This window comes from Aquibaculum arenosum, assembly GCF_029222965.1.
Taxonomy (GTDB): domain Bacteria; phylum Pseudomonadota; class Alphaproteobacteria; order Kiloniellales; family DSM-21159; genus Aquibaculum; species Aquibaculum arenosum.
Genome location: NZ_JARHUD010000003.1, coordinates 234,011 through 255,061, shown reverse-complemented (window position 1 = coordinate 255,061; position 21,051 = coordinate 234,011). Strand labels below are relative to the sequence as shown.

The following is a 21,051-nucleotide window of genomic DNA, read 5'->3' as shown; positions in this document are numbered from 1 at the left end:
AACGGCGCCATGCGCAGGGATGTTCCGGTCCGAGCACCGCGCGCCTTGCCGGCTGATCATCCGGTGCTGGCGCCGCGGCGCGTGGGGGTGCTGCTGATCAACCTGGGCACGCCAGAGGGCACGGACTACTGGTCGGTGCGGCGCTACCTCTCGCAGTTCCTCAGCGACCGGCGTGTCGTCGAACTCACGCCGCTCCTGTGGCAGCCCATCCTGCAGGGGATCGTTCTGTCCCGGCGGCCGACCAAATCCGGTGAGGCCTATGCGTCGATCTGGGACAAGGAGCGAAACGAATCGCCCCTGCGCGCCATCACCCGGCGCCAGGCAGAAGGCTTGGCTGCGCGTTTCGCCGAGATCCACCCTGACCTCGAGGTCGACTGGGCCATGCGCTACGGCCAGCCCTCCATCCCGGCACGTCTGCAGGCCCTGCAGGAGTGTGGCTGCGAGCGTATTTTGCTTCTGCCGCTCTATCCGCAGTACAGCGCGGCCACCACCGCCACCGCCTGTGACGAGGCCTTCCGCTGGGCCATGCGCCAGCGCTGGCAGCCCAGCCTGCGCGTGGGTGCGCCTTACTACGACGACCCGCGCTACATCGAGGCGCTGGGCAGGTCCATGCTGGCCTCGCTGGAGACGCTGGCGTGGGAGCCGGAGCGCCTGCTGGTGTCCTTTCACGGCATGCCGCGGGAGACCCTGGACAAGGGCGATCCCTACCACTGCCACTGCCAGAAGACCGGGCGCTTGCTGCGAGACTGGCTCGATTGGCCGGAAGAGCGGTTCCAGGTGGTCTTTCAGTCGCGCTTTGGCCCAAAGGAGTGGCTGCAGCCCTATGCGGACGCCACCGTCGCCGCCTTGGCCGCCGAGGGCGTTAAGCGGCTGGCCATCGTCAGTCCGGGCTTTGCTGCCGATTGCCTGGAAACGCTCGAGGAGTTGGCGATCGGCCTCAAGGAAAGTTTTCTTAGGGGCGGCGGCAGCGATTTTGCCTATCTTCCCTGCCTCAACGACAGTCCCGGCGGCCTTGATCTGCTCCAAGACCTGGTTGAACAGGAGCTCGCAGGTTGGTTATAGGCTGGGGTGGTGTGAACCGATGACCGCGCTGGCGACCCGAACAAGGTAATCATGTCCCTTCTGAGCACGCTCTATCCCTGGATCAAGGCCCTGCACGTGATGTCAATCATCGCCTGGATGGCGGCGATGCTCTACCTGCCACGGCTTTTCGTCTATCACGTCGATGCCCCGCCGGGCTCCGATATGAGCGAAACCTTCAAGGTCATGGAGCGTCGCCTGCTGCGCGGCATCATGACCCCGGCCATGATCGCCTCGCTGCTCTTTGGCCTGCTGTTACTGTTGGTCCCCGGGGTGCTGGCGCAAGGTTGGTTGCACGTCAAGTTCCTGTTGTTGCTGGGAATGTTTGGTCTGCATGGCTTCTTTGCCCGCTGTCGCAAGGACTTCGAAGCCGACCACAATCGTCGGTCCGCGCGCTTTTATCGCTGGATGAACGAGGTGCCGGCCTTGCTGATGGTGGGGATCGTGTTGCTGGCGGTGGCCAAGCCTTTCTGACTTAGTACGCTCAACTTTCCTTGACGCGTGCCGCAGGAAAAGGCTACCTAGGAAGCAGCCCGGCTCTTGCCGGGGCCTTTTCCGTTTCCCACCTTTACGGGTAGCTCGGCCTGAACAAGGTCGCGGGGCCAGAGGGTCGCAGCCGCCGACCAAGCGCTCACCGTAGCCCGGCTTCCCGCTTCCCGACGTTTTTCACCGGCCCTCGCGCCGGTCTTTCAGCCAATCCCCCAGCCGCTGTCAGAGCACTTCAATGAATCTCGCAGAACTCAAAGCCAAAACCCCGGCCGATCTCCTCGCCTACGCCGAGGAGCTTGAGATCGAGAACGCCAGCACCCTGCGCAAGCAGGATATGATGTTCGCGATCCTCAAGCAGCTCGCCGAGAACGACATCGCAATCTTCGGCGGCGGCGTGCTCGAGGTCCTGCCCGACGGTTTCGGCTTCCTGCGCAGCCCGGAAGCGAACTATCTCCCGGGACCGGACGACATTTACGTCAGCCCGAGCCAGGTGCGACGCTTTGGCCTGCGCACCGGCGATACGGTGGAGGGGCAGATCCGCTCGCCCAAGGACGGCGAGCGCTATTTCGCCCTCCTCAAGGTCAACACCATCAATTTCGATCCGCCGGAAGCCACGCGGCATCGCATCAACTTCGACAACCTGACCCCGCTCTACCCGGATGAGCGGCTGCAGCTCGAGGTCGAGGATCCGACCATCCGCGACCAGACCAGCCGCGTCATCGACCTGACCGCGCCGCTGGGCAAGGGGCAGCGCGCCTTGATCGTGGCTCCGCCGCGCACCGGCAAGACCATGATCCTGCAGAACCTGGCGCGTTCCATCGCGGCAAACCACCCGGACGTCTACCTGATCGTGCTGCTGATCGACGAGCGGCCGGAGGAGGTGACCGACATGGATCGCTCTGTGAAAGGCGAGGTGGTCTCCTCCACCTTCGACGAGCCGGCCCAGCGCCACGTGCAAGTCGCCGAGATGGTGATCGAGAAGGCCAAGCGTCTCGTCGAGCACAAGAAGGACGTGGTGATCCTACTGGATTCCATCACCCGCCTGGCCCGCGCCTACAACACCGTCGTGCCCTCGTCCGGCAAGGTGCTGACGGGTGGTGTCGACGCCAATGCGCTGCAGCGTCCCAAGCGCTTCTTCGGTGCCGCACGCAACATCGAGGAGGGCGGCAGCCTCACCATCATCGGCACGGCGCTGATCGATACCGGCAGCCGCATGGACGAGGTGATCTTCGAGGAGTTCAAGGGCACCGGTAACTCGGAAATCGTCCTGGACCGCAAGCTCGCTGACAAGCGCACCTTCCCGGCCATCGACATCGGCAAGTCCGGCACCCGCAAGGAGGAGCTGCTGGTGGACAAGGCGACGCTGTCGAAGATGTGGGTCCTGCGCCGCATCCTCATGCCGATGGGCGTGGTGGACTCCATGGAGTTCCTCACCGACAAGCTCAAGCAAAGCAAGACCAACGCCGATTTCTTCGCTTCGATGAATCAGTAACGGCAAGTCGCCAGAATGAGAAAAACCCGCCGGGATATATATTCCGGCGGGTTTTTCAGTTCTGTGTCTTCATCCCGTTCGTTCAGGATGATGTGACTGACTTCAAGGCAGCAACAGCGTCGAACCCGTGGTCTTACGCGCTTCCAGGTCGCGGTGGGCCTGTGCCGTTTCCGACAACGGATAGGTCTGGTTGATCTCGATCTTGACCTTGCCGGTGCCCACCATGTCGAAGAGCTCCGTAGCGCTGGCCACGAGGTCCTCGCGCTTGGCGGTATAGGTCATCAGCGTCGGCCGGGTGACGTAGAGCGAGCCCTTGGGCGCCAGCGAGGTGACGTTGAAGGGCGGCACCGCGCCGGAGGCATTGCCGAAGCTCACCATCAGGCCCAGGGGCTGCAGACAGTCGAGCGAGCCCTCCCAGGTGTCCTTGCCCACGGAATCATAGACCACCGGCACGCCCTTTCCGTCGGTGATCTCCTTGACGCGCTCGACGAAGTTTTCCGTCTGGTAATTGACGGTGTGGGTGCAGCCATGGGCCTTGGCCAGCGCGGCCTTCTCGTCGCTGCCAACCGTGCCGATGACCGTGACGCCCATGGAGGAGAGCCACTGGCAGGCGATCAGCCCGACGCCACCGGCCGCGGCGTGCCAGAGCACAGTTTCGCCCGGCTGCACCTGGTAGGTGCGGCGGACCAGATACTGAACCGTCATGCCCTGGAGCATCATGCCCGCGGCCGTCCGATCGTCGATGGCATCGGGCAGCTTCACCAGGCGATGCGCGGGCATCAGGCGCACCTCGGAATAGGAACCCGGCGGGTTGGCCGCATAGGCCACGCGGTCGCCGGGGGCAACCTCGCTCACACCCTCGCCCACGGCCTCCACGACCCCGGCACCTTCCATGCCGATGGGGTGGGGCAACTGCAGCGGATAAAGGCCGGTGCGGTGATAGACGTCGATGTAGTTGAGCCCCACCGCGGTGTGCTTGACCCGGGCTTCGCCGGGACCCGGCTCACCAACGGGGAAATCTTCCCACTTCAGGACGTCGGCGCCACCGAACTCGTGGATAACAATGGCTTTGGACATGGATTGGCGGCTCCTTATGAGAGGTGCTGTTTGAAGAAGTCGAGGCTGCGGCGGTTCGCCTGCTCTGCAGCCTTGGGGTCGTAGTGCTGCCCACCCTCGCGGGCGAAGGCATGGTCGTTGCCCTGATAGTCGTGCAGGGTGACCTGCGGGTTGTCATCCAGGGTGGCGTGCACCTTCGCCTGGGCCTCCTTGGGTACGAAGCCGTCCTCGGTGGGAATGTGCAGCATCAGCGGCTTGGAAATCTTGCCGGCTTCGCCCATGAGCTCGTCCAGCCCCACGCCGTAATAGCCGACGCTGGCGTCCACATCGCTGCGCGTCGCCATCAGGTAGGCCAGCTTACCGCCCAGGCAGTAGCCCACCGAGCCGACCTTGCCGGTGCTGGCGTCGTGGCTGCGCAGTGCGGTCAGCGTGGCCTTCAGGTCCTCAATGCCCTTGTCCACATCGAAGGCCTGGAAGAGCTCGAAGGCCCGCTTCCACTCCTCGTCCGTCTTGTCGGTGATGTCGATACCGGGTTCGATGCGCCAGAAGATGTCCGGGCAGCAGGCGACATAGCCTTCGCGCGCCAGCCAGTCGCAGGTGTCGCGCATCACCTGGTTTACGCCGAAAATCTCCTGGATCACCAGGATCGCCGGCGCGGGCGTCTTGGCGGGCAGGGCGAGGTAGGACGAAAAGCTGCCGCCGTCCGGAGCCTGGATCGTCAGTTCGGGCATGGTCATGAACCTCCTGTTGTCATCGGGTTTATCCTTCCCGCATGCTGCGGCCTTTGAGGCAGCGGACTGCAGGTGGGGTTTCAGGACGAAGTCTAGCCGCTGCGGTGTTGCACTGTCATCCGCCGGCCTGGGCTTCCGCCGCCGGTTCAGCCAGCGCCCGGTTCAGCGCCTCCGCCTCCGTCATGGGCAGCGAACAGGTGACCCCGCGACAGAGAAAGGCCGTGGCCTGGCCGGCAAGTGCGCCCTTTCCGGCAGCTGGATGTCCGGCGGGAAGGACACTGGTGTCCTCCACCACCTGAAGCACCAGGTCGGGACGACCGCACTGAGCAGCCTGGATCAGGATTCGCGTCTCCTCGTCCTCGCGCCGGCCGACAATGACCAGCTGAAGCGCGTCCTCCAGCATCGCGCTGGACAGGATGATGCCGGGAAAGGCAAACAGGCTGCGTTCCATCTCGCCGGAGAAGGCGGCAAGGCTGCGCTCGGCCGCCTCGCGCCAGCGCGGCTCGCCCGACAGGTGCCAGAGACGCGCCAGCACCGCGGCCATCGTGCCGTTGCCCGCCGGCGTCGCGTTGTCCTGGGCATGCTTGGGCCGCACGACGAGATCGCGCGCATCGTCGGCGGTCAGGAAGAAGCCTCCCTTTTCCTCATCCCAGAAGTGGGCCAGCGCCGTCTCGACCCAGACCAGTGCCTGCTGGCGATAGCGCGCCTCGCCGGTGGCCTCTTCCAGTGCCAGGGCGGCTTCGGCCATCTGGGCGTAGTCGTCCAGGGTGGCCGCATGCTTGCGCTGCCCGTGGCGCCAGGCATGAAACAGCCGTCCGCCTTCATCCATTTCGCTCACCACGAAGTCGAAAGCTGCTTGCGCCGCCTGCAGCCATTCCGGCTGCTGGAAGGGACCGGCGGCGCGGGCAAGCGCGGCGATGGTCAGGCCGTTCCAGTCCGCCAAGACCTTGTCGTCCCAGCCCGGGTGCGGTCGGCTCTCGCGGGCCTCGAACAGGCGCGCGCGGCATTCGGCCAGCACCGCTTCTGCGGCCGGATCCAGCAGGTCGGGGCGGTGGGAGCGGTTCAGGATGACCTTGCCCTCCCAGTTGCCTGCCGCGCTCACGTCGTAGTGATCCTTGAAGAAGGCGGCCTTATCGCCGAGTAGGGCGTCGATCTCCGCCTCGCTCCAGACGTAGAAGCGGCCCTCTTCCCCCTCACTGTCGGCATCCAGGCTGGCGGCAAAGCCGCCACAGGGCACCCCGCCGGGCCGGTCTTCTGCCTGCATCTCGCGCAGCATCCAGGCCACGGTCTCCTTAGCCCGCTGCTCGAACAGTGGATCCCGGCCGGCCTGCCAGGCCCAGTTCAGCAGATCGAGCAGCTGCGCATTGTCGTAGAGCATCTTCTCGAAGTGTGGCACCAGCCAGCGATTGTCCGTGCTGTAGCGGGCAAAGCCGCCGCCCAGGTGATCGTAGATCCCACCCTGGCTCATCTTGCGCAGGGAAAGCTCTACCGCCTGGCGGAAGGCAGGGTCGCCGCTGGCGTGCCAGGCGTACCAGAGCAGCTTGAGGATCATCGGCTGGGGAAACTTAGGCGCCCGACCGAAGCCGCCTTCGAAGGGGTCGATCTCGCGCAGCAGCCGCCGGGCCTGCGCCATGCGCTGCTCGGCGGTGATTTCGGACCCGCCTTCCGGCTGTGCCAGGCGCTCCAGCGCCTCGGTGAGCGCCTCGACGTTCTGGCCCACGGCCTCCGGTCTCTGGTGAAAGGCCTCGGAGACGGCGTTCAGCACCTGGGCGAAGCCCGGACGGCCGTAGCGCGGCTCGCGCGGGAAGTAGGTCCCGCCCCAGAAGGGCGCGGCGCTCGGCGTCAGGAACATGGTGAGCGGCCAGCCGCCCTGCTCACCAAGCAGCGCCAGCGCCTGCTGATAGAGGTGGTCGAGATCCGGCCGCTCCTCACGATCGAGCTTGATGTTGACGAAGTGGGCATTCATCAGCTCTGCGATCTCGGGGTTCTCGAAGCTTTCGTGCGCCATGACGTGGCACCAGTGGCAGGCGGCATAGCCCACTGAGAGCAGGATCGGTTTGTTCTCCTTGCGGGCCAGCGCCAGGGCCTCCTCGCCCCAGGGATACCAGTCCACAGGATTGTCGGCGTGCTGCTGCAGATAGGGGCTGCTTTCCCATGCGAGGCGGTTGCGGCTCATGGCGACATCCCTTCGGCGGCTGGTGATTGGGTCGCCGGGCTTTGCCGACGGATCGCGTGAGGGTTATATGAGGGGCGGCACCGCCCGCTCTCAAGCCCGGGAGGCATCTGGTCATGAAGATCACCATCGATATCGACTGCACCGCCCAAGAGGCCCGCTCCTTTCTCGGTCTGCCGGACGTGGCGCCGATGCAGGAGGCCTTGATGGAGGAAATCCAGCAGCGCATGCGCAAGGCCCTGCAGGCCAGTGAGCCGGAAACCTTGCTCAAAACCTGGCTGCCGGCCTCTTTGCAGGGATGGGAAGAGCTGCAAAAGAACTTCTGGAACCAGATGGCCGCGGCGGCCACCGGCGGTGGCGGGAAGGGTGGCAAGAGCGGCAAGAGCGGGGAGTGATTGCGTCTTTCTCTCCTGCGCCTAGTTTCATGCTGTACCACTTGTGTGAAGTGCCGTGAGCGCTGAGGACACACTCTTTGCGCTGTCGAGCGGGCAGGGGCGCGCTGGGGTGGCGGTGGTACGTTGCTCAGGACCCGCCACCGCGGCTGCTGTCCGCGCGTTGGCTGGCGATCTGCCCGAACCCCGACGCGCGAGCCTGCGGGCGCTGCGCCACCCGGGCGACGGGCGGGTGATCGATCATGGTCTGGTGCTCTGGTTTCCGGGGCCGGGTTCCTTCACCGGCGAGGATATGGCGGAGTTTCAGGTCCACGGTGGCCGCGCCGTTCTCACTGCGCTGCTTGAGGCTCTGGCGAGCCTGCCAGGCTTGCGGCTGGCAGAGGCGGGTGAGTTCACCCGCCGGGCCTTCGACAACGGCCGGCTCGACCTGGCGGCGGTGGAGGGTCTGGCCGATCTCATAGATGCCGACACGGAAGCCCAGCGCCGCCAGGCGCTGGCGCAGGCCGAAGGGCTGCTAGGCCGGGCGGTGGCCGACTGGTCCGCGCGCTTAACCCGCATCCTGGCCCGGGTGGAAGCGGCCATCGACTTCGCTGACGAGGAACTGCCGGACGAGCTGCTGCCGGAAGCCGCGCGCGATGCTGAGATGCTGCGGAGCGAACTGGTCGCGCTGTTGGAGTCGCCGCCGACGGGCGAGCGATTGCGCGAGGGGCTGCGCGTCGCCCTGCTGGGTCCGCCCAACGCCGGCAAGTCGAGCCTGCTCAACGCCCTGGCCCGCCGCGATGCCGCCATCGTCTCCGAGCGGGCCGGCACCACCCGGGACGTGGTGGAAGTGGCGCTGGATCTGGGCGGCTATCCCCTCCTGCTAGCCGACACCGCCGGCCTGCGGGCCGCGCCGGAAGAGAGCAACTTGGATCCCGTGGAAGCCGAGGGCATCCGCCGCAGCCTGGCCCGGGCCGAAGCCGCAGACATCAAGCTGCTGGTTTTCGACGCCGCCGAGGCTGCGGCACCGGATCCGGCTAGCTTTGCGCTGCTCGATCGCGACAGCCTGGTGCTCTGGAACAAGGTCGATCTGGTCGAGGGGAATCTGCCGGACAGTCTGGACGGCGTTCCCGCGCTCTCGCTGTCGGCACGCAGCGGCGCTGGCCTGGCCGAACTGGAGCGCCGCCTACTGACTCTGGTTGAGGCTCGTTTCGAGCATGCCGGCGAGGCGCCTCTGCTCACACGGGCGCGCCAGCGTGCGGCGGTAGCAGACTGTGCCGAGGCTTTGGCCAGGGCGGCGCAAGCTGGCGAAACCGCGCTGTTTGCCGAGGATCTGCGCCTGGCCCTGCGCGCGCTGGGCCGCATCGTGGGCCGGGTTGATGTCGAGGCCTTGCTCGACATCATCTTTCGCGATTTCTGCATCGGCAAGTGATGCCCGCACTCACAGGCGTACGCACCGCTCGCCGGAATCACAATTCCGCCTTATTCGGAGCAAATGGGCACCACAATCGAGGCTTAACTTCAATCCTACGGAGACTTCCCCTCTCTGTCAGAGGTTTGCCGGTCGACCTCGAAATGCCCCCCAAGCATAGATCGGCTCGAGCGGCCGCCGGCTCCGACCCCCGGCGGCCGCTTTTTTCTTTCGCGCCTTCTCCCTTTCCTGCTGCAACTTGCCTTGCGCTGCCCCCGACAACGGAGCCTTCGCCCCTTTGGCCTGGGCTTGTGATCTGTTATCAGGCGCCGACGCGCGGCCAGAGCGTTCTGGCCAATGCAGCAAGGAGCCCGAAGTGAGCCAGTTCGAAGGCTATGACCTTGGCTGCCTGCGGGGAGGCTGGCCGGTTTTTGCACATCTCGATTTCACCCTCGACGCGGGTGACGCGCTGCTGCTCGTCGGGCCCAACGGGTCGGGCAAGTCGAGTCTGCTGCGACTTCTGGCCGGTTACATTCCGCCGGCGGTTGGCGAGCTGCGCTGGCAGGGTGTTCCCGTGGCCAAGGATCCCGACCTGCATCGTGCCCGCACGCGCTATCTCGGGCATCAGGATGCCATCAAGGCACCGCTCACCCCGCGCGAAGACCTTGCCTTCTGGACGAAGCTTCATGCACAGCCACACCGCCTGGTGGAGGAGGCCTTGAAAGCCTTTGCCCTGGAGGCCCTGGCCGATCGGCCAGGACGCCTGCTATCGGCCGGGCAGCGCCGCCGTCTGGCACTGGCGCGCCTCACCGTATCGCCCGGACCCCTGTGGCTGCTGGACGAACCGACCGTGGGCCTCGACACGGCCTCCCAGAAGGCGCTGGTGGCGGCCATCGCCCGGCATCGGGCGGCCGGCGGCAATCTCGTGATGGCGACGCACCAAGCCCTGCCGGGTGTGACCGACCGGGCGCAGCGCCTGGATCTCGCCCATTATCGACCCCGGGCCCCTGACGCCGAGGCGCTGCTGGCATGAGCCCCTGGTTTGCGCTCGTCGCCCGCGATCTGCAGCTTGCCTGGCGGCAGCGTGGCGATCTCTTCCTCGCCGTGTCCTTTTTTCTGCTGGTGGCGGCACTCTTTCCCTTCGCTTTGGGGCCCGAGCCCAACCTATTGCTGCGCATCGGGCCGGGCGTGGTCTGGGTGGCTGCGCTGCTGGCGCTGCTGCTCTCCCTGGAGCGTCTTTTTGCCCTGGAGCAGGAGGATGGCAGCCTCGACCTGCTGCTGCTCTCGCCGCTGCCGGCGGAAGCTCTGGTGCTGGCCAAGGCCACGGCCCACTGGCTGACAACGGGGCTGCCGCTCGTGCTGGCGGCACCGCTGGTGGGGCTGCTCTACACCCTGCCGCCGGGAGGCTATCTCGTGCTCCTGGCCAGCCTGCTCCTGGGCACGCCGGCGCTCTCGCTCTTCGGCGCCACCGGGGCTGCGCTCTGCCTGGGCGCGCGGCGCGGCGGCGTGCTGCTGCCGCTGCTGGTGCTGCCACTGGCCGTGCCGGTGCTGATATTCGGCACAGCAGCGGTGGATGCCACGCTTGCGGGGCTGCCGGCGCGTCCCCACCTGCTTCTGCTGGGAGCGCTCTTGCTGATCGCCCTGCCGGTGGCTGCCGTTGCCGGGGGGGCAGGGTTGCGTCAAGCGGCGGAATGACGCGGCCTTTCCTGCGGCATTTGGCTGGACCTGAGGGGTACAACAGGCCATTTTACGCCCCGAATGCAAAGCCCGAACCCCGGTTGGCCCGGATGGCTCCTCTGCGGAGCCTGCGATCGGGCCGGCTGCCGCCACGCGCCTGCAGGACTTCGGCTGAGAAGCAGTGACCGACACCACCACCGCCAGAAGCGCCAATCTGCACCGCCTCGCCAATCCGGGGCGCTTTTTGCGCTTTGCTGACCGCATCTATCCCTGGTGTTTCGGGACCATGCTGCTTGCCTTGACTGCTGGATTGGTCGGCGCGCTCGCGCTCTCTCCCGCTGACTATCAGCAGGGCCAGTCCGTACGCATCATGTACGTGCACGTACCCGCGGCCTGGATGGCACTCTTCGTCTATCTCAATCTTGCATTGGCCAGCGCGTCCTTGTTGATCTGGCGTCATCCTTTGGCCGGGGTGGCAGCCCAGGCCAGCGCGCCCATCGGTGCGGCCTTCACCTTCCTGGCGCTCGCCACCGGCTCGCTCTGGGGCAAGCCCATGTGGGGCACCTGGTGGGTCTGGGACGCACGGCTCACCTCGGTGCTGATCCTCTTTTTCCTCTATTTGGGCTACATGGCGCTCTCCAACGCCTTTGAGAATGAGGAACGCGGCCGCCGGGCCGGGGCCGTGCTGGCCCTGGTGGGTGTGGTCAACTTGCCAATCATCAAGTTTTCGGTCGACTGGTGGAACACCTTGCATCAGCCGGCCAGTGTCAGCCGGATCGGCACGCCCGCCATTCACAGTTCCATGCTCTGGCCGCTGCTGGTCATGGCCTTGGCGTTCACGCTGTTCTACGTGGTGGTGCTGATCCTGCGCATGCGCAGTGAACTGCTCGCCGCACGGCTGCGTGCACTGGGCCGCCTGGCCGTGGAGGGACGCTGATGAGCGGCTACCTCGCCATGGGCGGCTATGCGCTCTACGTTTGGGGCAGCTACGCCCTGACGGCGCTTGTGCTCGGGCTGCTGTTCTTTGGCGCGCGTCAGGGATTGAAGCGGCGGGAGCGGGAGTTGGACTCCCTGCGCGCCCTCGCGCCCCACCGCCGGCAGCGGGCGGGCAGCAAGAAGGGGGAAAGCACATGACCCGCAAGCGCCGCCGCATGATGGTCGTTGGCCTGGGGCTGTTGTGCCTTGGCGCCGCCGCGGCGCTCGCGCTGACCGCCTTCGAGGACAACCTGCTCTTCTTCTACTCGCCCTCCGACCTGCACAGCGAGGCGCCGCCTCCCGGCCGCATGCTGCGCATCGGCGGCATCGTGGAGGAGGGATCGCTCGAGCGGGACGGGGAGGGCAGTGTGGCCTTCCGGGTCACCGACTTTGCCAGCACCGTTCCGGTCACCTACCGCGGCATCCTGCCGGATCTTTTCCGGGAAGGGCAGGGCGTGGTGGCCCAGGGGCGCCTGACCGATGCCGGCCTGTTCCAGGCGGAAGAGGTGCTGGCGCGCCACGATGAGAACTACATGCCCTCCGAGGTCGCCGATGCGCTGGAGCGCGCTGGGGTCTGGCGCCCGGAGTCCGGCGAAGGCCCACCCCGGGGCAGCGGGGGCTGAGCGGTGATTCCTGAGCTGGGTCACTTCACCCTGGTGTTGGCGCTGCTGGTGGCGCTGGTGCAGGGCAGCCTGCCCATGCTCGGGGCTGCGCGCGGTCGCGCCGACTGGATGGCAGTGGCCCGTCCGGCTGCCTTCCTGCAGTGCGCGGCCACGGTGCTGGCCTTCGCGGCACTGACCTGGGCCTATGTGGTCAGCGACTTCACCGTGCTGAACGTGGTCCAGAACTCACACTCGGCCAAGCCGATGCTCTACAAGGTCACCGGCGTGTGGGGCAACCACGAGGGTTCCCTGCTGCTCTGGGTGCTGATCCTCACCATCTTCGGGGCGGCGGTGGCAGGCTTCGGGCGCAATCTGCCGCCCAGCCTGAAGGCGCGGGTGCTGGGCGTGCAGGCGTGGGTCGCCATCGGCTTCTTCACCTTCATGCTCTTCACCTCAAACCCCTTCGAGCGGATCTGGCCGGCGCCGCTGGACGGCAACGACCTCAATCCGCTGCTACAGGACCCTGGCCTCGCCTTCCATCCGCCGCTGCTCTACCTGGGTTACGTTGGCTTCTCCATCGCCTTCTCCTTTGCCATCGCCGCCCTGCTCGAGGGGCGGGTCGATCCGGCCTGGGCGCGCTGGGTGCGGCCCTGGACGCTCGCGGCTTGGACCTTCCTGACCGGCGGAATCGCGCTGGGCAGCTGGTGGGCTTACTACGAACTGGGCTGGGGCGGCTGGTGGTTCTGGGACCCGGTGGAGAATGTCTCCTTCATGCCCTGGCTATTGGGCACGGCGCTGCTGCACTCGGCCATCGTGGTGGAAAAGCGCGACGCCTTGAAGGTCTGGACCATCCTCCTGGCCATCCTCACCTTCTCACTCTCCCTGCTTGGCACCTTCGTGGTGCGCTCGGGCTTGCTCACCTCGGTGCATGCCTTTGCCGTCGATCCCACGCGCGGGCTCTACATCCTGCTGCTGCTCGTGATCGCTGCAGGTGGCTCTCTGGCGCTCTTCGCCTGGCGGGCACCCAGCCTGAAGGCCGGCGGCCTTTTTGCGCCGGTCAGCCGGGAAGGCGGGCTGGTGCTGAACAACCTGCTGCTCGCCACGGCTACGGCGACCGTGCTGCTTGGCACCTTCTATCCGCTCTTCGTCGAAGCCTTCACAGGCGGGCGGCTCTCCGTGGGGCCGCCCTACTTCAACGCCACTTTCCTGCCGATCATGCTGCCGCTCGTGGCGGTGATGGCGGTCGGGCCGATGATGGCCTGGAAGCGGGCCGATCTGGCCGGGGTGCTCGGGCGGCTCAAGTTTGTGGCGCTGGCCGCCGTGCTGGCCGCGGCCGCCACCTGGTACATTCAGGAGGGCGGGCCCGTTCTGGCCGCCCTGGCCATGGGGCTGGCGGTCTGGCTCTTTCTCGGCACGCTGTGGGAACTGGGTGAGCGGGTGCGTCTCTTCCGGGTGCCTGCCGGTGACTCTTGGCGCCGGGCGCGTGGTCTGCCGCGCGCCGCCTGGGGCATGAGCCTGGCCCACGCCGGGCTTGCCGTGGCCATGGCCGGGATGATCGGCTCCTCGGCCTGGAAACAGGAGGAGGTGCGGGTGGTGCGCCCGGGCGACGAGGTGGCGCTGGGCGGTTACAGCTTCCGTTTCGACGGCGCCCAGCGCATCCAGGGCCCCAACTACCTGAGTGACACCGCGCCGCTCACCCTGCTGCGCGATGGGCGCGAGCTCGGCACGCTCTATCCAGAACGCCGCTTTTATCCTGTGCAGGAAATGCACACCACCCAGGCTGCCATCCGCACCAACGGCCTCTATGATCTCTATGCCGTCATCGGCGACCCGCAGCCGGGTGGTGCCTGGACCCTGCGGCTCTATCTCGAGCCGCTGGTGCCCTGGATCTGGTTCGGAGCCGCCTTCATGGCGCTCGGAGGCCTGGTGTCGCTCAGCGATCGCCGCCTGCGGGTCGGGGCGCCGCGCAAGGCAGCCAAGGCAGCGGCTCAGCCGGCGCCGGCCGAGTGAGGGTCTGACATGCTGCTACGACTGCTTTTTCTTTTCCCGCTGCTGATCTTCGCCGTCGGCGCCTACTTCTTCTATCTGGGGCTCGATCCCGCCCGTGATCCCTCGACCATTCCCTCCGTGCTGATCGATCAGCCGGCGCCGGCCTTCGAGTTGCCGGCGATCACCGGCGGGGACCAGCCTGGCTTCTCCACCGGAGATTTGGGCAATGGTGAGGTTACCCTGGTCAACGTCTTCGCCTCCTGGTGCCTGCCCTGCCGCGCCGAGCACCCCCTGTTCATGGACCTGGCTGCCGAAGAGCGCGTGCGCATACTCGGGATCAACTACAAGGATGAGCCGGAGGAAGCTCTGGCCTGGCTGGAGGAACTGGGAAACCCCTATGAGCGCATTGGCGCCGACGAGGAGGGGCGTGTGGGCATCGAGTGGGGCATCTCCGGCGTGCCGGAGACCTTCGTGGTCGACCGCGAGGGCACCATCCGCTACCGCCACGTGGGGCCGATCCATCCGGTTGAGCTGGAAGAGTTGATTCTGCCGATCCTGGAGCGGCTGCAGTGAAGCGTCTGCTGACTCTGCTGCTGGTCTGTTTCTCCCTGCCGGCGCTGGCTCAGGAGCTGCGGCTCGAGGATCCGGAGCTGGAGGAGCGGGCCCGGGACCTGCAGCGCGAGATCCGTTGTGTCGTATGCCAGAACGAGTCCATCGATTCCTCCCAGGCCGGCATTGCGCGGGACCTGCGGGTGCTGGTGCGCGAGCGCCTGCAGGCCGGTGACAGCGACGAGGAGATCAAGGCCTATCTCGTGGCCCGCTACGGCGACTATGTGCTCTTCCGCCCGCCGATGCGCCCGGAGACTTGGCTGCTCTGGTTCGGGCCGGCGGTGACCCTCGTCCTGGCCGGCGGGGGGGTGGCGCTGGCCGTGGTGCGCCGGCGCCGCCGGGCCGAGGGTGGCCCCGCAGCCTTGAGCGATGAGGAACGCACGCGCCTGAAGCGGCTGCTGCAAGAAGATTCCGAAAAGGGCGGGCCCGCATGACTTGGCTCTTCTGGGCGGTGGCTGCCGTGCTCACGGCGCTGAGCGTCGGTGCTCTGCTGCACCCCTTGCTGCGCCGGCCGGCCGGGGCCGCTGGGGAGACTGCGCCGGAGGACCGCGAAGCCTACGACCTGCACATCTATCGCGACCAACTTGCCGAGATCGACCGCGACCTTGCCCGCGGTGTGCTGACCGAGCGCGAGGCCGACGCCGCGCGTTTGGAAGTTCAGCGTCGCTTGCTGGCGGCTGACCGACGACGCGTGGGCGGGGCGGTCCAGGCTGCCGGTGAGGTCACCCGGCGCCGCAGCACCGCATCGCGAATGGCAGCCCTGGCGGTGGTCGTTGTGGTGCCTTTGGGTGCGCTCGCCACCTATCTTTCCATCGGCGAACCAGATCTGCCGAGCCTGCCACGCGCCGAGCGCAGTGCCGAGGTGGAGCGCGAGGGAGAGATGCGCGAGATGGTCGCCGACCTGCAGCGCCGCCTGGCCGAGAATCCCGATGATGCGCGTGGCTGGCAGTTGCTGGGACGCGCACGCGCCGAGATGGGCGACTGGGAGGCGGCAGCGGAGGCCTACCAGGAGGCCGTTGCCCGCGGCGGTGCCGAAGAGGCGAGCCTGCAATCGGCGCTGGGCGAGGCCCTGACCGCTGCGGCCGGCGGTACGGTCTCACCGCGCGCTGCTGCGGCCTTTGCCGCTGCCCTGGAGGCCGATCCGCAGGAGCCCAGGGCGCGCTACTACACCGCCCTTGCCCTGAAACAGGGCGGACAGGTGCGCGAGGCGCTGGATCTCTGGCTGGAACTGGCGGAAACCACGCCCCGCGATGCCGGCTGGCGCCCGCTGCTGCGCGAGCAGATTGTCATGGCGGCGGAGGACCTGGGGCTGCCGCTGGCGGAGCTGAGCATCCCGGCCGGTCCCGAGCCGCGCGGCGGTCCCATGGCGGAGCAGGAAGCCGCGGTGGAGGACATGAGCCCCGAGGAGCGCGAAGCCTTCATCCGCTCCATGGTCGAAGGCCTGGCCGACCGCCTCGAGGAGGATCCCGATGATATCGACGGCTGGCTGCGCCTGGTTCAGGCCCGGCTGGTGTTGGGGGAAACCGATGCGGCTCTTGCGGCGCTGGAGCGGGCCGAACCCCTGGTGGCAGAACTGCCGGCAGACGACCGACGGCGCCAGGCCGTGGAAGAAGGCTTGCGTCTCTTGGGCGATGGCTCCTAGGCGGGACGCGGAGGCTGTGCAGCGGCGCGCTTTTCCCTTGTCGCCGGCCGTCCCGGGCGACTACCGTCGGCTTGATGCCTGCGCGCAGGTGCAGTGGCGCACAATGCGGACATCAAAGCAGCCGGAGCTTGCACTCTGGATTGACGAGGGGACTTAGAGAATGGCGCAGACAGCGCCGGCGTTGGTCGTCGAGGACATTCACAAGGCCTTCGGTCCGCTGGAGGTGCTGAAGGGCGTGTCGCTTTCCGCTGCGGAAGGCGACGTGATCGCCTTGATTGGCGCCAGTGGCTCCGGCAAGTCCACCCTTCTACGCTGCATCAACCTCCTCGAAATTCCCGATTCCGGACGCATTCGGCTGCGCGGCGAGCCGCTGGAGATGACCCGGGATCGGCGCGGGCAGTCGCGGCCGGCCAACTGGCGACAGGTCGATCGCATACGCAGCCGCCTGGGCATGGTTTTCCAGTCCTTCAATCTCTGGACCCACATGACCGTGCTGCAGAATGTCATCGAGGCGCCGGTACACGTACTCGGCAAACCCAAACGCGAGGTGAGCGAGCAGGCCATGGCCCTGTTGGAAAAGGTTGGCATCGCCGATAAGGCGAGTGCCTATCCGGCACACCTGTCCGGCGGCCAGCAGCAGCGTGCCGCCATCGCCCGGGCTCTGGCGATGGAGCCGGAGGTAATGCTGTTCGACGAGCCGACCTCGGCCCTCGATCCGGAGTTGGTGGGCGACGTGCTGCGGGTGATGCGCCAACTGGCCGAGGAAGGCCGGACCATGATCATCGTTACGCACGAGATGGGCTTTGCGCGGGAGGTTTCCAGCGAGGTGATCTATCTTCACCAGGGTCGCATCGAGGAACAGGGCCCACCGGAACAGGTCTTCGGATCGCCGCGATCCGAACGCTGCCGGCAGTTCCTGGCATCGCATTTGAGCCGGGACCGAAATGGTCCCACGGCCGCTGCAGTGGCGGCGGTCGATCAACCAACGGCGTCGTAAAGGCGCCCAAGAAGGGGGAGTAGGACAATGAAGAAACTGGTTCTGGGTTTCGCGGCGGCGGCTTTCGGTTTCGCTGCCGTGTCGGCTTCGGCCGAAGAGCATGTGGTGCGCATCGGCACGGAAGGGGCCTACCCGCCGTTCAACTACATCGACGCGGAAGGCAACCTCGTCGGCTTCGATATCGATGTCGCCAATGCGCTCTGCGATGCGGCGGGCTTCGAGTGCGAGTTGGTGGTGCAGGATTGGGACGGCATCATCCCCGGCCTGCTGGCGCGCCGCTACGACGCCATCATCGCCTCCATGTCGATCACCGAAGAGCGCAAGGAAGTGGTCGACTTCACCGAGAAGTACTACGCCACGCCAGCGAAGTTCGTGAAAGCGGACGATCGCGATCTGGATATTCCCGACGACATTTCTGAAGCGAATGACACCCTCTCCGGCATGGCGATCGGCGTGCAGCGTGCCACGGTTCACGAGAACTTCCTGCGCGACAACTTCGGCGATGCGGACATCCGGGTCTACGCCACCCAGGACGAAGCCAATCTCGATCTGGTCAATGGCCGCGTCGATCTGGTGATGGCCGATTCCGTGGTGTTGCTGGAAGGCTTCCTGGAGACCGAGGAAGGCGAGGGCTACAGCTTTGTCGGCCCGGACTACATTGAGGAGCAGTGGCACGGCGAGGGTATTGGCATAGCGGTGCGCAAGGGCGAGGATGACCTGCGTGAGGCGCTGAACGCGGCAATTGAGGAGATCCGCGAGACAGGCACCTATCAGGAAATCAACGCCAAGTACTTCGACTTCGACGTCTACGGCGATTGAGTGACGCGAGGCCGGGCCGTGGGTGTGTTTCTTGTCACAGCCGGTGCGGCCCGGCACTCGTGGGGCCTGCAGCCACAGCAATCACCGACCGTGCTCAGCGGGGGGGCCTGAATGTTGCCCGACCTGCGCGGCTATGGCTGGATGCTCTGGGAAGGGCTGCAGCTCACCCTTCTGGTTGGGCTGGCATCGCTGCTGCTGGCCATCCTCCTCGGCCTGCTCGGCGCCTGGGCCAAGCTGGGTGCCTCGCGGATCGCCCGCGGCATTGCCGGCACCTACACCACCGTGGTGCGTGGCGTGCCGGAGCTGCTGCTCATCCTGCTGGTCTTCTACGGCACACCGACGCTGATCCAGAACACGGCGGCGCGCTGGGGCACCCCAGTCTATATCAACCTTGATCCCTTCGTGTCCGGGGTCCTGACTCTGGGCTTCATCTACGGCGCCTTCGCCACCGAGGTCTTCCGCGGCGCCTTTCTTGCCGTGCCGCCGGGGCAGATCGAGGCGGCGCGCGCCTGTGGCATGAGCCGGCACCTGACCTTCCGGCGCATCGTGCTGCCGCAGGTCTGGCGCTTTGCCCTGCCAGGGCTGGGCAATGTCTGGATGGTGCTGATCAAGGCAACGGCACTGATCTCGGTCATCCAGCTCGACGAACTGATGCGCAAGACGCAGATCGCCGTGGGCGCCACCAAGCTGCCCTTTACCTTCTACTTCGTAGCCTCGCTCATGTACCTCGGCATCACCGTGGCCTCCATGCTGTTGCAGCAGCGTTTCGAGGCCATGGCCAATCGCGGCGTGCGGAGGGCCTGAGGCAATGAACCTGGCGCTGGTGCTCGATTCCCTGCCGCAGCTGCTCTCGGGCCTGCTCGTGACCCTGGAGATCACGGCCTGGGCGCTGGCGCTTGGCCTTGCTGCTTCCATCCCGCTGGCGCTGATGCGCGTTTCCACCAACCCCGTGCTGCGCCTGCCGGTCTTCGGCTTTATCTTCTATTTTCGCGGGACGCCGCTTCTGGTGCAGCTTTTCCTGATCTACTACGGTTCGGGACAGTTCCGCCCCGAGCTGGAGGCGCTGGGGCTGTGGGTCTACTTCCGCGAGCCCTACTTCTGCGCCGTCCTGACCCTCACGCTCAACACCGCGGCCTATACGGCGGAGATTCTCCGGGGCTCAATCCAGGCCGTGCCCTTCGGCGAGATCGAGGCGGCGCGCGCCTGTGGCATGAGCCGCGGTCTGCTCTATCGCCGCATCATCCTGCCCAAAGCCTTCCGCCTGGCGCTGCCGGCCTATTCCAACGAGGTGGTTTTCCTCTTCCAGGCCACCTCGCTGGTCTCGATAATCACGCTGCTGGACCTGACGGGCGTGGCGCGGGTGATGGTGGCACGCACTTTCGCAGTCTACGAGCTCTACATCGCGGCCGGCCTGCTCTATCTCGCCTGCACCTACCTGATCCTCTGGGTCTTGCGGAAGGTCGAATATCGCCTCTCCGGGCACCTGCGCCCGCGCGAGGCGGAGCCGGCCCGGCCGGACCTCTCGCCCGCGGGCCTGCCCTGAGCACAAGCCGCAGAAACGCAAACGCCCCGCCATCACGAATGATGACGAGGCGCCTGCGCAGGGAGAGGCTCTGAAGACTGGGTCAGGCGGCGGCCTGCTGCTCCGCCGGAAGCGCGGCCTCGCCGTCGAGCACCGCGGCGACCGCATGGATCACGCCGGCGATGCGCAGGGCATCCTGCACGCCTTCCTTGGACACACCCTTGGCCAGCACTTCGCGCTCATGGGCATCCAGGCACATGCCGCAGCCATTGATGGCGGAAACGGCGAGCGACCAAAGCTCGAAGTCGACCTTGTCGGCGCCGGGGTTGGCAATGATGTTCATGCGCAGGCGCGCCGGCATCTTGCCGTACTCCTTATTGGAGAGCAGGTGCACCGAGCGATAGTAGATGTTGTTCATCGCCATGATGGCGGCAGCGGCCTTGGCGGCCTGCTGCTCCTCGGCACTCAGCTTGCCGGCAGCGTCCTCGGCCACGGCACCGATCACCTCGGCGTTGCGGGTCGCCAGCGCGGCAGCCAGGGCCGCGCCCCAGACCTGCGATTCGCTGAGCGCGGTGGACTGGAAGATGTTGGAGAGGTTGAGCTTGATATCCTTGGCGTAGGCCGGGATGCGGGCCTTGAGGGCGTCGACAGCCATAGCGCGCCTCCTTTCGTGAGCGATCTGGGGAAAGCGGTAAGCAACCGGGGGCAGGGGCGCTGCCCCCGGGGCTGAGTGTGAAAGGCAGTCCGCCTTAGGCGACCTTCAGGACCTCTTCGCCCTGCTGCCAGTTGCAGGGGCAGAGTTCGTCGGTCTGCAGCGCATCGAGGATGCGCAGGGTCTCCTGCGGGTTGCGGCCGACGCTCAGATCGTTGACCGACACGTGGCGGATGATGCCCTCGGGGTCGACGATGAAGGTGGCGCGCAGGCACACGCCCTCATTGACGTCGAGGATGCCGAGCGCCTCGGAGAGCTCTCGCTTGATGTCGGAGAGCATCGGGAACTTCAGGTCGCGCAAGTCTTCATGGTCGCGCTTCCAGGCCAGATGCACGAACTCGCTGTCGGTGGAGAGGCCCAGGATCTGCGCATCGCGATCCTCGAACTCCTCGTTCAGCGCGGAGAAGGCCGCGATCTCCGTCGGGCAAACGAAGGTGAAGTCCTTCGGCCAAGCAAAGAGCACCAGCCACTTGCCCTGGTTGGACTGGTCGCTGATCTCGACAAAAGCCTCGCTCGGCGACTTCGGCTGACCGGCGGGAACGGCCTGGAGATTGAAGGAGGGGAGTTTCTGACCAACGGTAAGCATATGAGAGTTTCCCTTTGTACTGCGTCAAGTTGGGCACATGGTCGGCGCCCGCTGGGTTAGGCTCGTAAGCCCATTGTTTGGAACGCGTCTAATCTGCGTTGATTGCTGATGTAGTGTG

23 protein-coding genes are annotated in these 21,051 nt (G+C 66.4%); 18 read left to right on the top strand and 5 right to left on the bottom strand.

Annotated elements, in window-relative coordinates; genetic code table 11:
• Positions 1–9: 9 nt before the first annotated feature.
• The 3 genes from hemH to rho all read left to right on the top strand — a co-directional run bounded on the left by hemH (position 10) and on the right by rho (position 3,061).
• Entirely contained in the window at positions 10–1,062 is a 1,053-nt protein-coding gene (gene hemH, locus P2G67_RS06335) for a ferrochelatase (RefSeq protein ID WP_275821164.1), read from the top strand.
• A gap of 51 nt (positions 1,063–1,113) precedes the next feature.
• Positions 1,114–1,554, top strand: coding sequence for a protoporphyrinogen oxidase HemJ (hemJ, locus tag P2G67_RS06330; RefSeq protein WP_275821162.1), 441 nt, complete (start codon positions 1,114–1,116; stop codon positions 1,552–1,554).
• A gap of 250 nt (positions 1,555–1,804) precedes the next feature.
• A complete protein-coding gene (gene rho, locus P2G67_RS06325) occupies positions 1,805–3,061 on the top strand; it encodes a transcription termination factor Rho (RefSeq protein WP_275821160.1) in 1,257 nt (418 codons plus the stop codon).
• 102 nt (positions 3,062–3,163) lie between these two features.
• Here the strand turns inward: rho and P2G67_RS06320 are convergent, their stop codons facing one another.
• From P2G67_RS06320 to P2G67_RS06310, 3 genes are all read right to left on the bottom strand, one after another.
• Entirely contained in the window at positions 3,164–4,138 is a 975-nt protein-coding gene (locus P2G67_RS06320) for a quinone oxidoreductase family protein (RefSeq protein ID WP_275821158.1), read from the bottom strand.
• Between the two features lie 14 nt (positions 4,139–4,152).
• Positions 4,153–4,854, bottom strand: a complete 702-nt coding sequence (locus P2G67_RS06315) for a dienelactone hydrolase family protein (protein WP_275821156.1) — start codon at positions 4,852–4,854, stop codon at positions 4,153–4,155.
• A gap of 109 nt (positions 4,855–4,963) precedes the next feature.
• Positions 4,964–7,024, bottom strand: coding sequence for a thioredoxin domain-containing protein (locus P2G67_RS06310; protein ID WP_275821154.1), 2,061 nt, complete (start codon positions 7,022–7,024; stop codon positions 4,964–4,966).
• Positions 7,025–7,137: 113 nt separating this feature from the next.
• Between P2G67_RS06310 and P2G67_RS06305 the strand changes: the two genes are divergently transcribed.
• The 15 genes from P2G67_RS06305 (at position 7,138) to P2G67_RS06235 (ending at position 19,656) form a co-directional block, all read left to right on the top strand.
• Positions 7,138–7,416 (top strand): DUF6489 family protein, encoded by a 279-nt coding sequence (locus P2G67_RS06305; RefSeq protein ID WP_275821152.1) that lies wholly within the window; start codon positions 7,138–7,140, stop codon positions 7,414–7,416.
• Between the two features lie 55 nt (positions 7,417–7,471).
• Positions 7,472–8,824, top strand: a complete 1,353-nt coding sequence (gene mnmE, locus P2G67_RS06300) for a tRNA uridine-5-carboxymethylaminomethyl(34) synthesis GTPase MnmE (RefSeq protein ID WP_275821150.1) — start codon at positions 7,472–7,474, stop codon at positions 8,822–8,824.
• A gap of 355 nt (positions 8,825–9,179) precedes the next feature.
• On the top strand, positions 9,180–9,836 hold the full coding sequence (ccmA, locus tag P2G67_RS06295) for a heme ABC exporter ATP-binding protein CcmA (protein WP_275821148.1): 657 nt from the start codon (positions 9,180–9,182) through the stop codon (positions 9,834–9,836).
• Positions 9,833–10,498 (top strand): heme exporter protein CcmB, encoded by a 666-nt coding sequence (gene ccmB, locus P2G67_RS06290; protein WP_275821146.1) that lies wholly within the window; start codon positions 9,833–9,835, stop codon positions 10,496–10,498. The genes ccmA and ccmB overlap by 4 nt, the downstream gene beginning before the upstream one ends.
• Before the next feature lie 196 nt (positions 10,499–10,694).
• Entirely contained in the window at positions 10,695–11,417 is a 723-nt protein-coding gene (locus P2G67_RS06285) for a heme ABC transporter permease (RefSeq protein ID WP_322099660.1), read from the top strand.
• Positions 11,417–11,614: a heme exporter protein CcmD gene (ccmD, locus tag P2G67_RS06280; RefSeq protein WP_275821142.1), complete on the top strand. Its 198-nt coding sequence runs from the start codon at positions 11,417–11,419 to the stop codon at positions 11,612–11,614. The genes P2G67_RS06285 and ccmD overlap by 1 nt, the downstream gene beginning before the upstream one ends.
• Positions 11,611–12,078 carry a cytochrome c maturation protein CcmE gene (ccmE, locus tag P2G67_RS06275; RefSeq protein ID WP_275821140.1) on the top strand — a complete coding sequence of 156 codons (468 nt, stop codon included), beginning with the start codon at positions 11,611–11,613 and terminating at the stop codon, positions 12,076–12,078. Before ccmD ends, ccmE begins: the two co-directional genes overlap by 4 nt.
• A gap of 3 nt (positions 12,079–12,081) precedes the next feature.
• A complete protein-coding gene (locus P2G67_RS06270; RefSeq protein ID WP_275821138.1) occupies positions 12,082–14,067 on the top strand; it encodes a heme lyase CcmF/NrfE family subunit in 1,986 nt (661 codons plus the stop codon).
• Between the two features lie 9 nt (positions 14,068–14,076).
• Positions 14,077–14,619 (top strand): DsbE family thiol:disulfide interchange protein, encoded by a 543-nt coding sequence (locus tag P2G67_RS06265; RefSeq protein WP_275821136.1) that lies wholly within the window; start codon positions 14,077–14,079, stop codon positions 14,617–14,619.
• Positions 14,616–15,089 carry a cytochrome c-type biogenesis protein gene (locus P2G67_RS06260; RefSeq protein ID WP_275821135.1) on the top strand — a complete coding sequence of 158 codons (474 nt, stop codon included), beginning with the start codon at positions 14,616–14,618 and terminating at the stop codon, positions 15,087–15,089. The genes P2G67_RS06265 and P2G67_RS06260 overlap by 4 nt, the downstream gene beginning before the upstream one ends.
• The gene (gene ccmI / locus P2G67_RS06255; RefSeq protein WP_275821132.1) at positions 15,086–16,297 is read left to right on the top strand and encodes a c-type cytochrome biogenesis protein CcmI; all 1,212 of its coding nucleotides are present in this window, start codon (positions 15,086–15,088) and stop codon (positions 16,295–16,297) included. Before P2G67_RS06260 ends, ccmI begins: the two co-directional genes overlap by 4 nt.
• A 160-nt stretch (positions 16,298–16,457) precedes the next feature.
• On the top strand, positions 16,458–17,294 hold the full coding sequence (locus P2G67_RS06250) for an ABC transporter ATP-binding protein (protein WP_275821130.1): 837 nt from the start codon (positions 16,458–16,460) through the stop codon (positions 17,292–17,294).
• A gap of 27 nt (positions 17,295–17,321) precedes the next feature.
• Positions 17,322–18,113 (top strand): ABC transporter substrate-binding protein, encoded by a 792-nt coding sequence (locus P2G67_RS06245; protein ID WP_275821128.1) that lies wholly within the window; start codon positions 17,322–17,324, stop codon positions 18,111–18,113.
• 111 nt (positions 18,114–18,224) lie between these two features.
• Positions 18,225–18,917, top strand: a complete 693-nt coding sequence (locus P2G67_RS06240) for an ABC transporter permease (RefSeq protein ID WP_275821126.1) — start codon at positions 18,225–18,227, stop codon at positions 18,915–18,917.
• Positions 18,918–18,921: 4 nt separating this feature from the next.
• A complete protein-coding gene (locus P2G67_RS06235; RefSeq protein WP_275821124.1) occupies positions 18,922–19,656 on the top strand; it encodes an ABC transporter permease in 735 nt (244 codons plus the stop codon).
• Positions 19,657–19,738: 82 nt separating this feature from the next.
• Here P2G67_RS06235 and ahpD read toward each other — a convergent pair whose 3' ends face one another.
• Positions 19,739–20,290 (bottom strand): alkylhydroperoxidase, AhpD family, encoded by a 552-nt coding sequence (gene ahpD / locus P2G67_RS06230; RefSeq protein WP_275821122.1) that lies wholly within the window; start codon positions 20,288–20,290, stop codon positions 19,739–19,741.
• Between the two features lie 94 nt (positions 20,291–20,384).
• On the bottom strand, positions 20,385–20,933 hold the full coding sequence (locus tag P2G67_RS06225; protein ID WP_275821120.1) for a peroxiredoxin: 549 nt from the start codon (positions 20,931–20,933) through the stop codon (positions 20,385–20,387).
• Positions 20,934–21,051 lie beyond the last annotated feature (118 nt).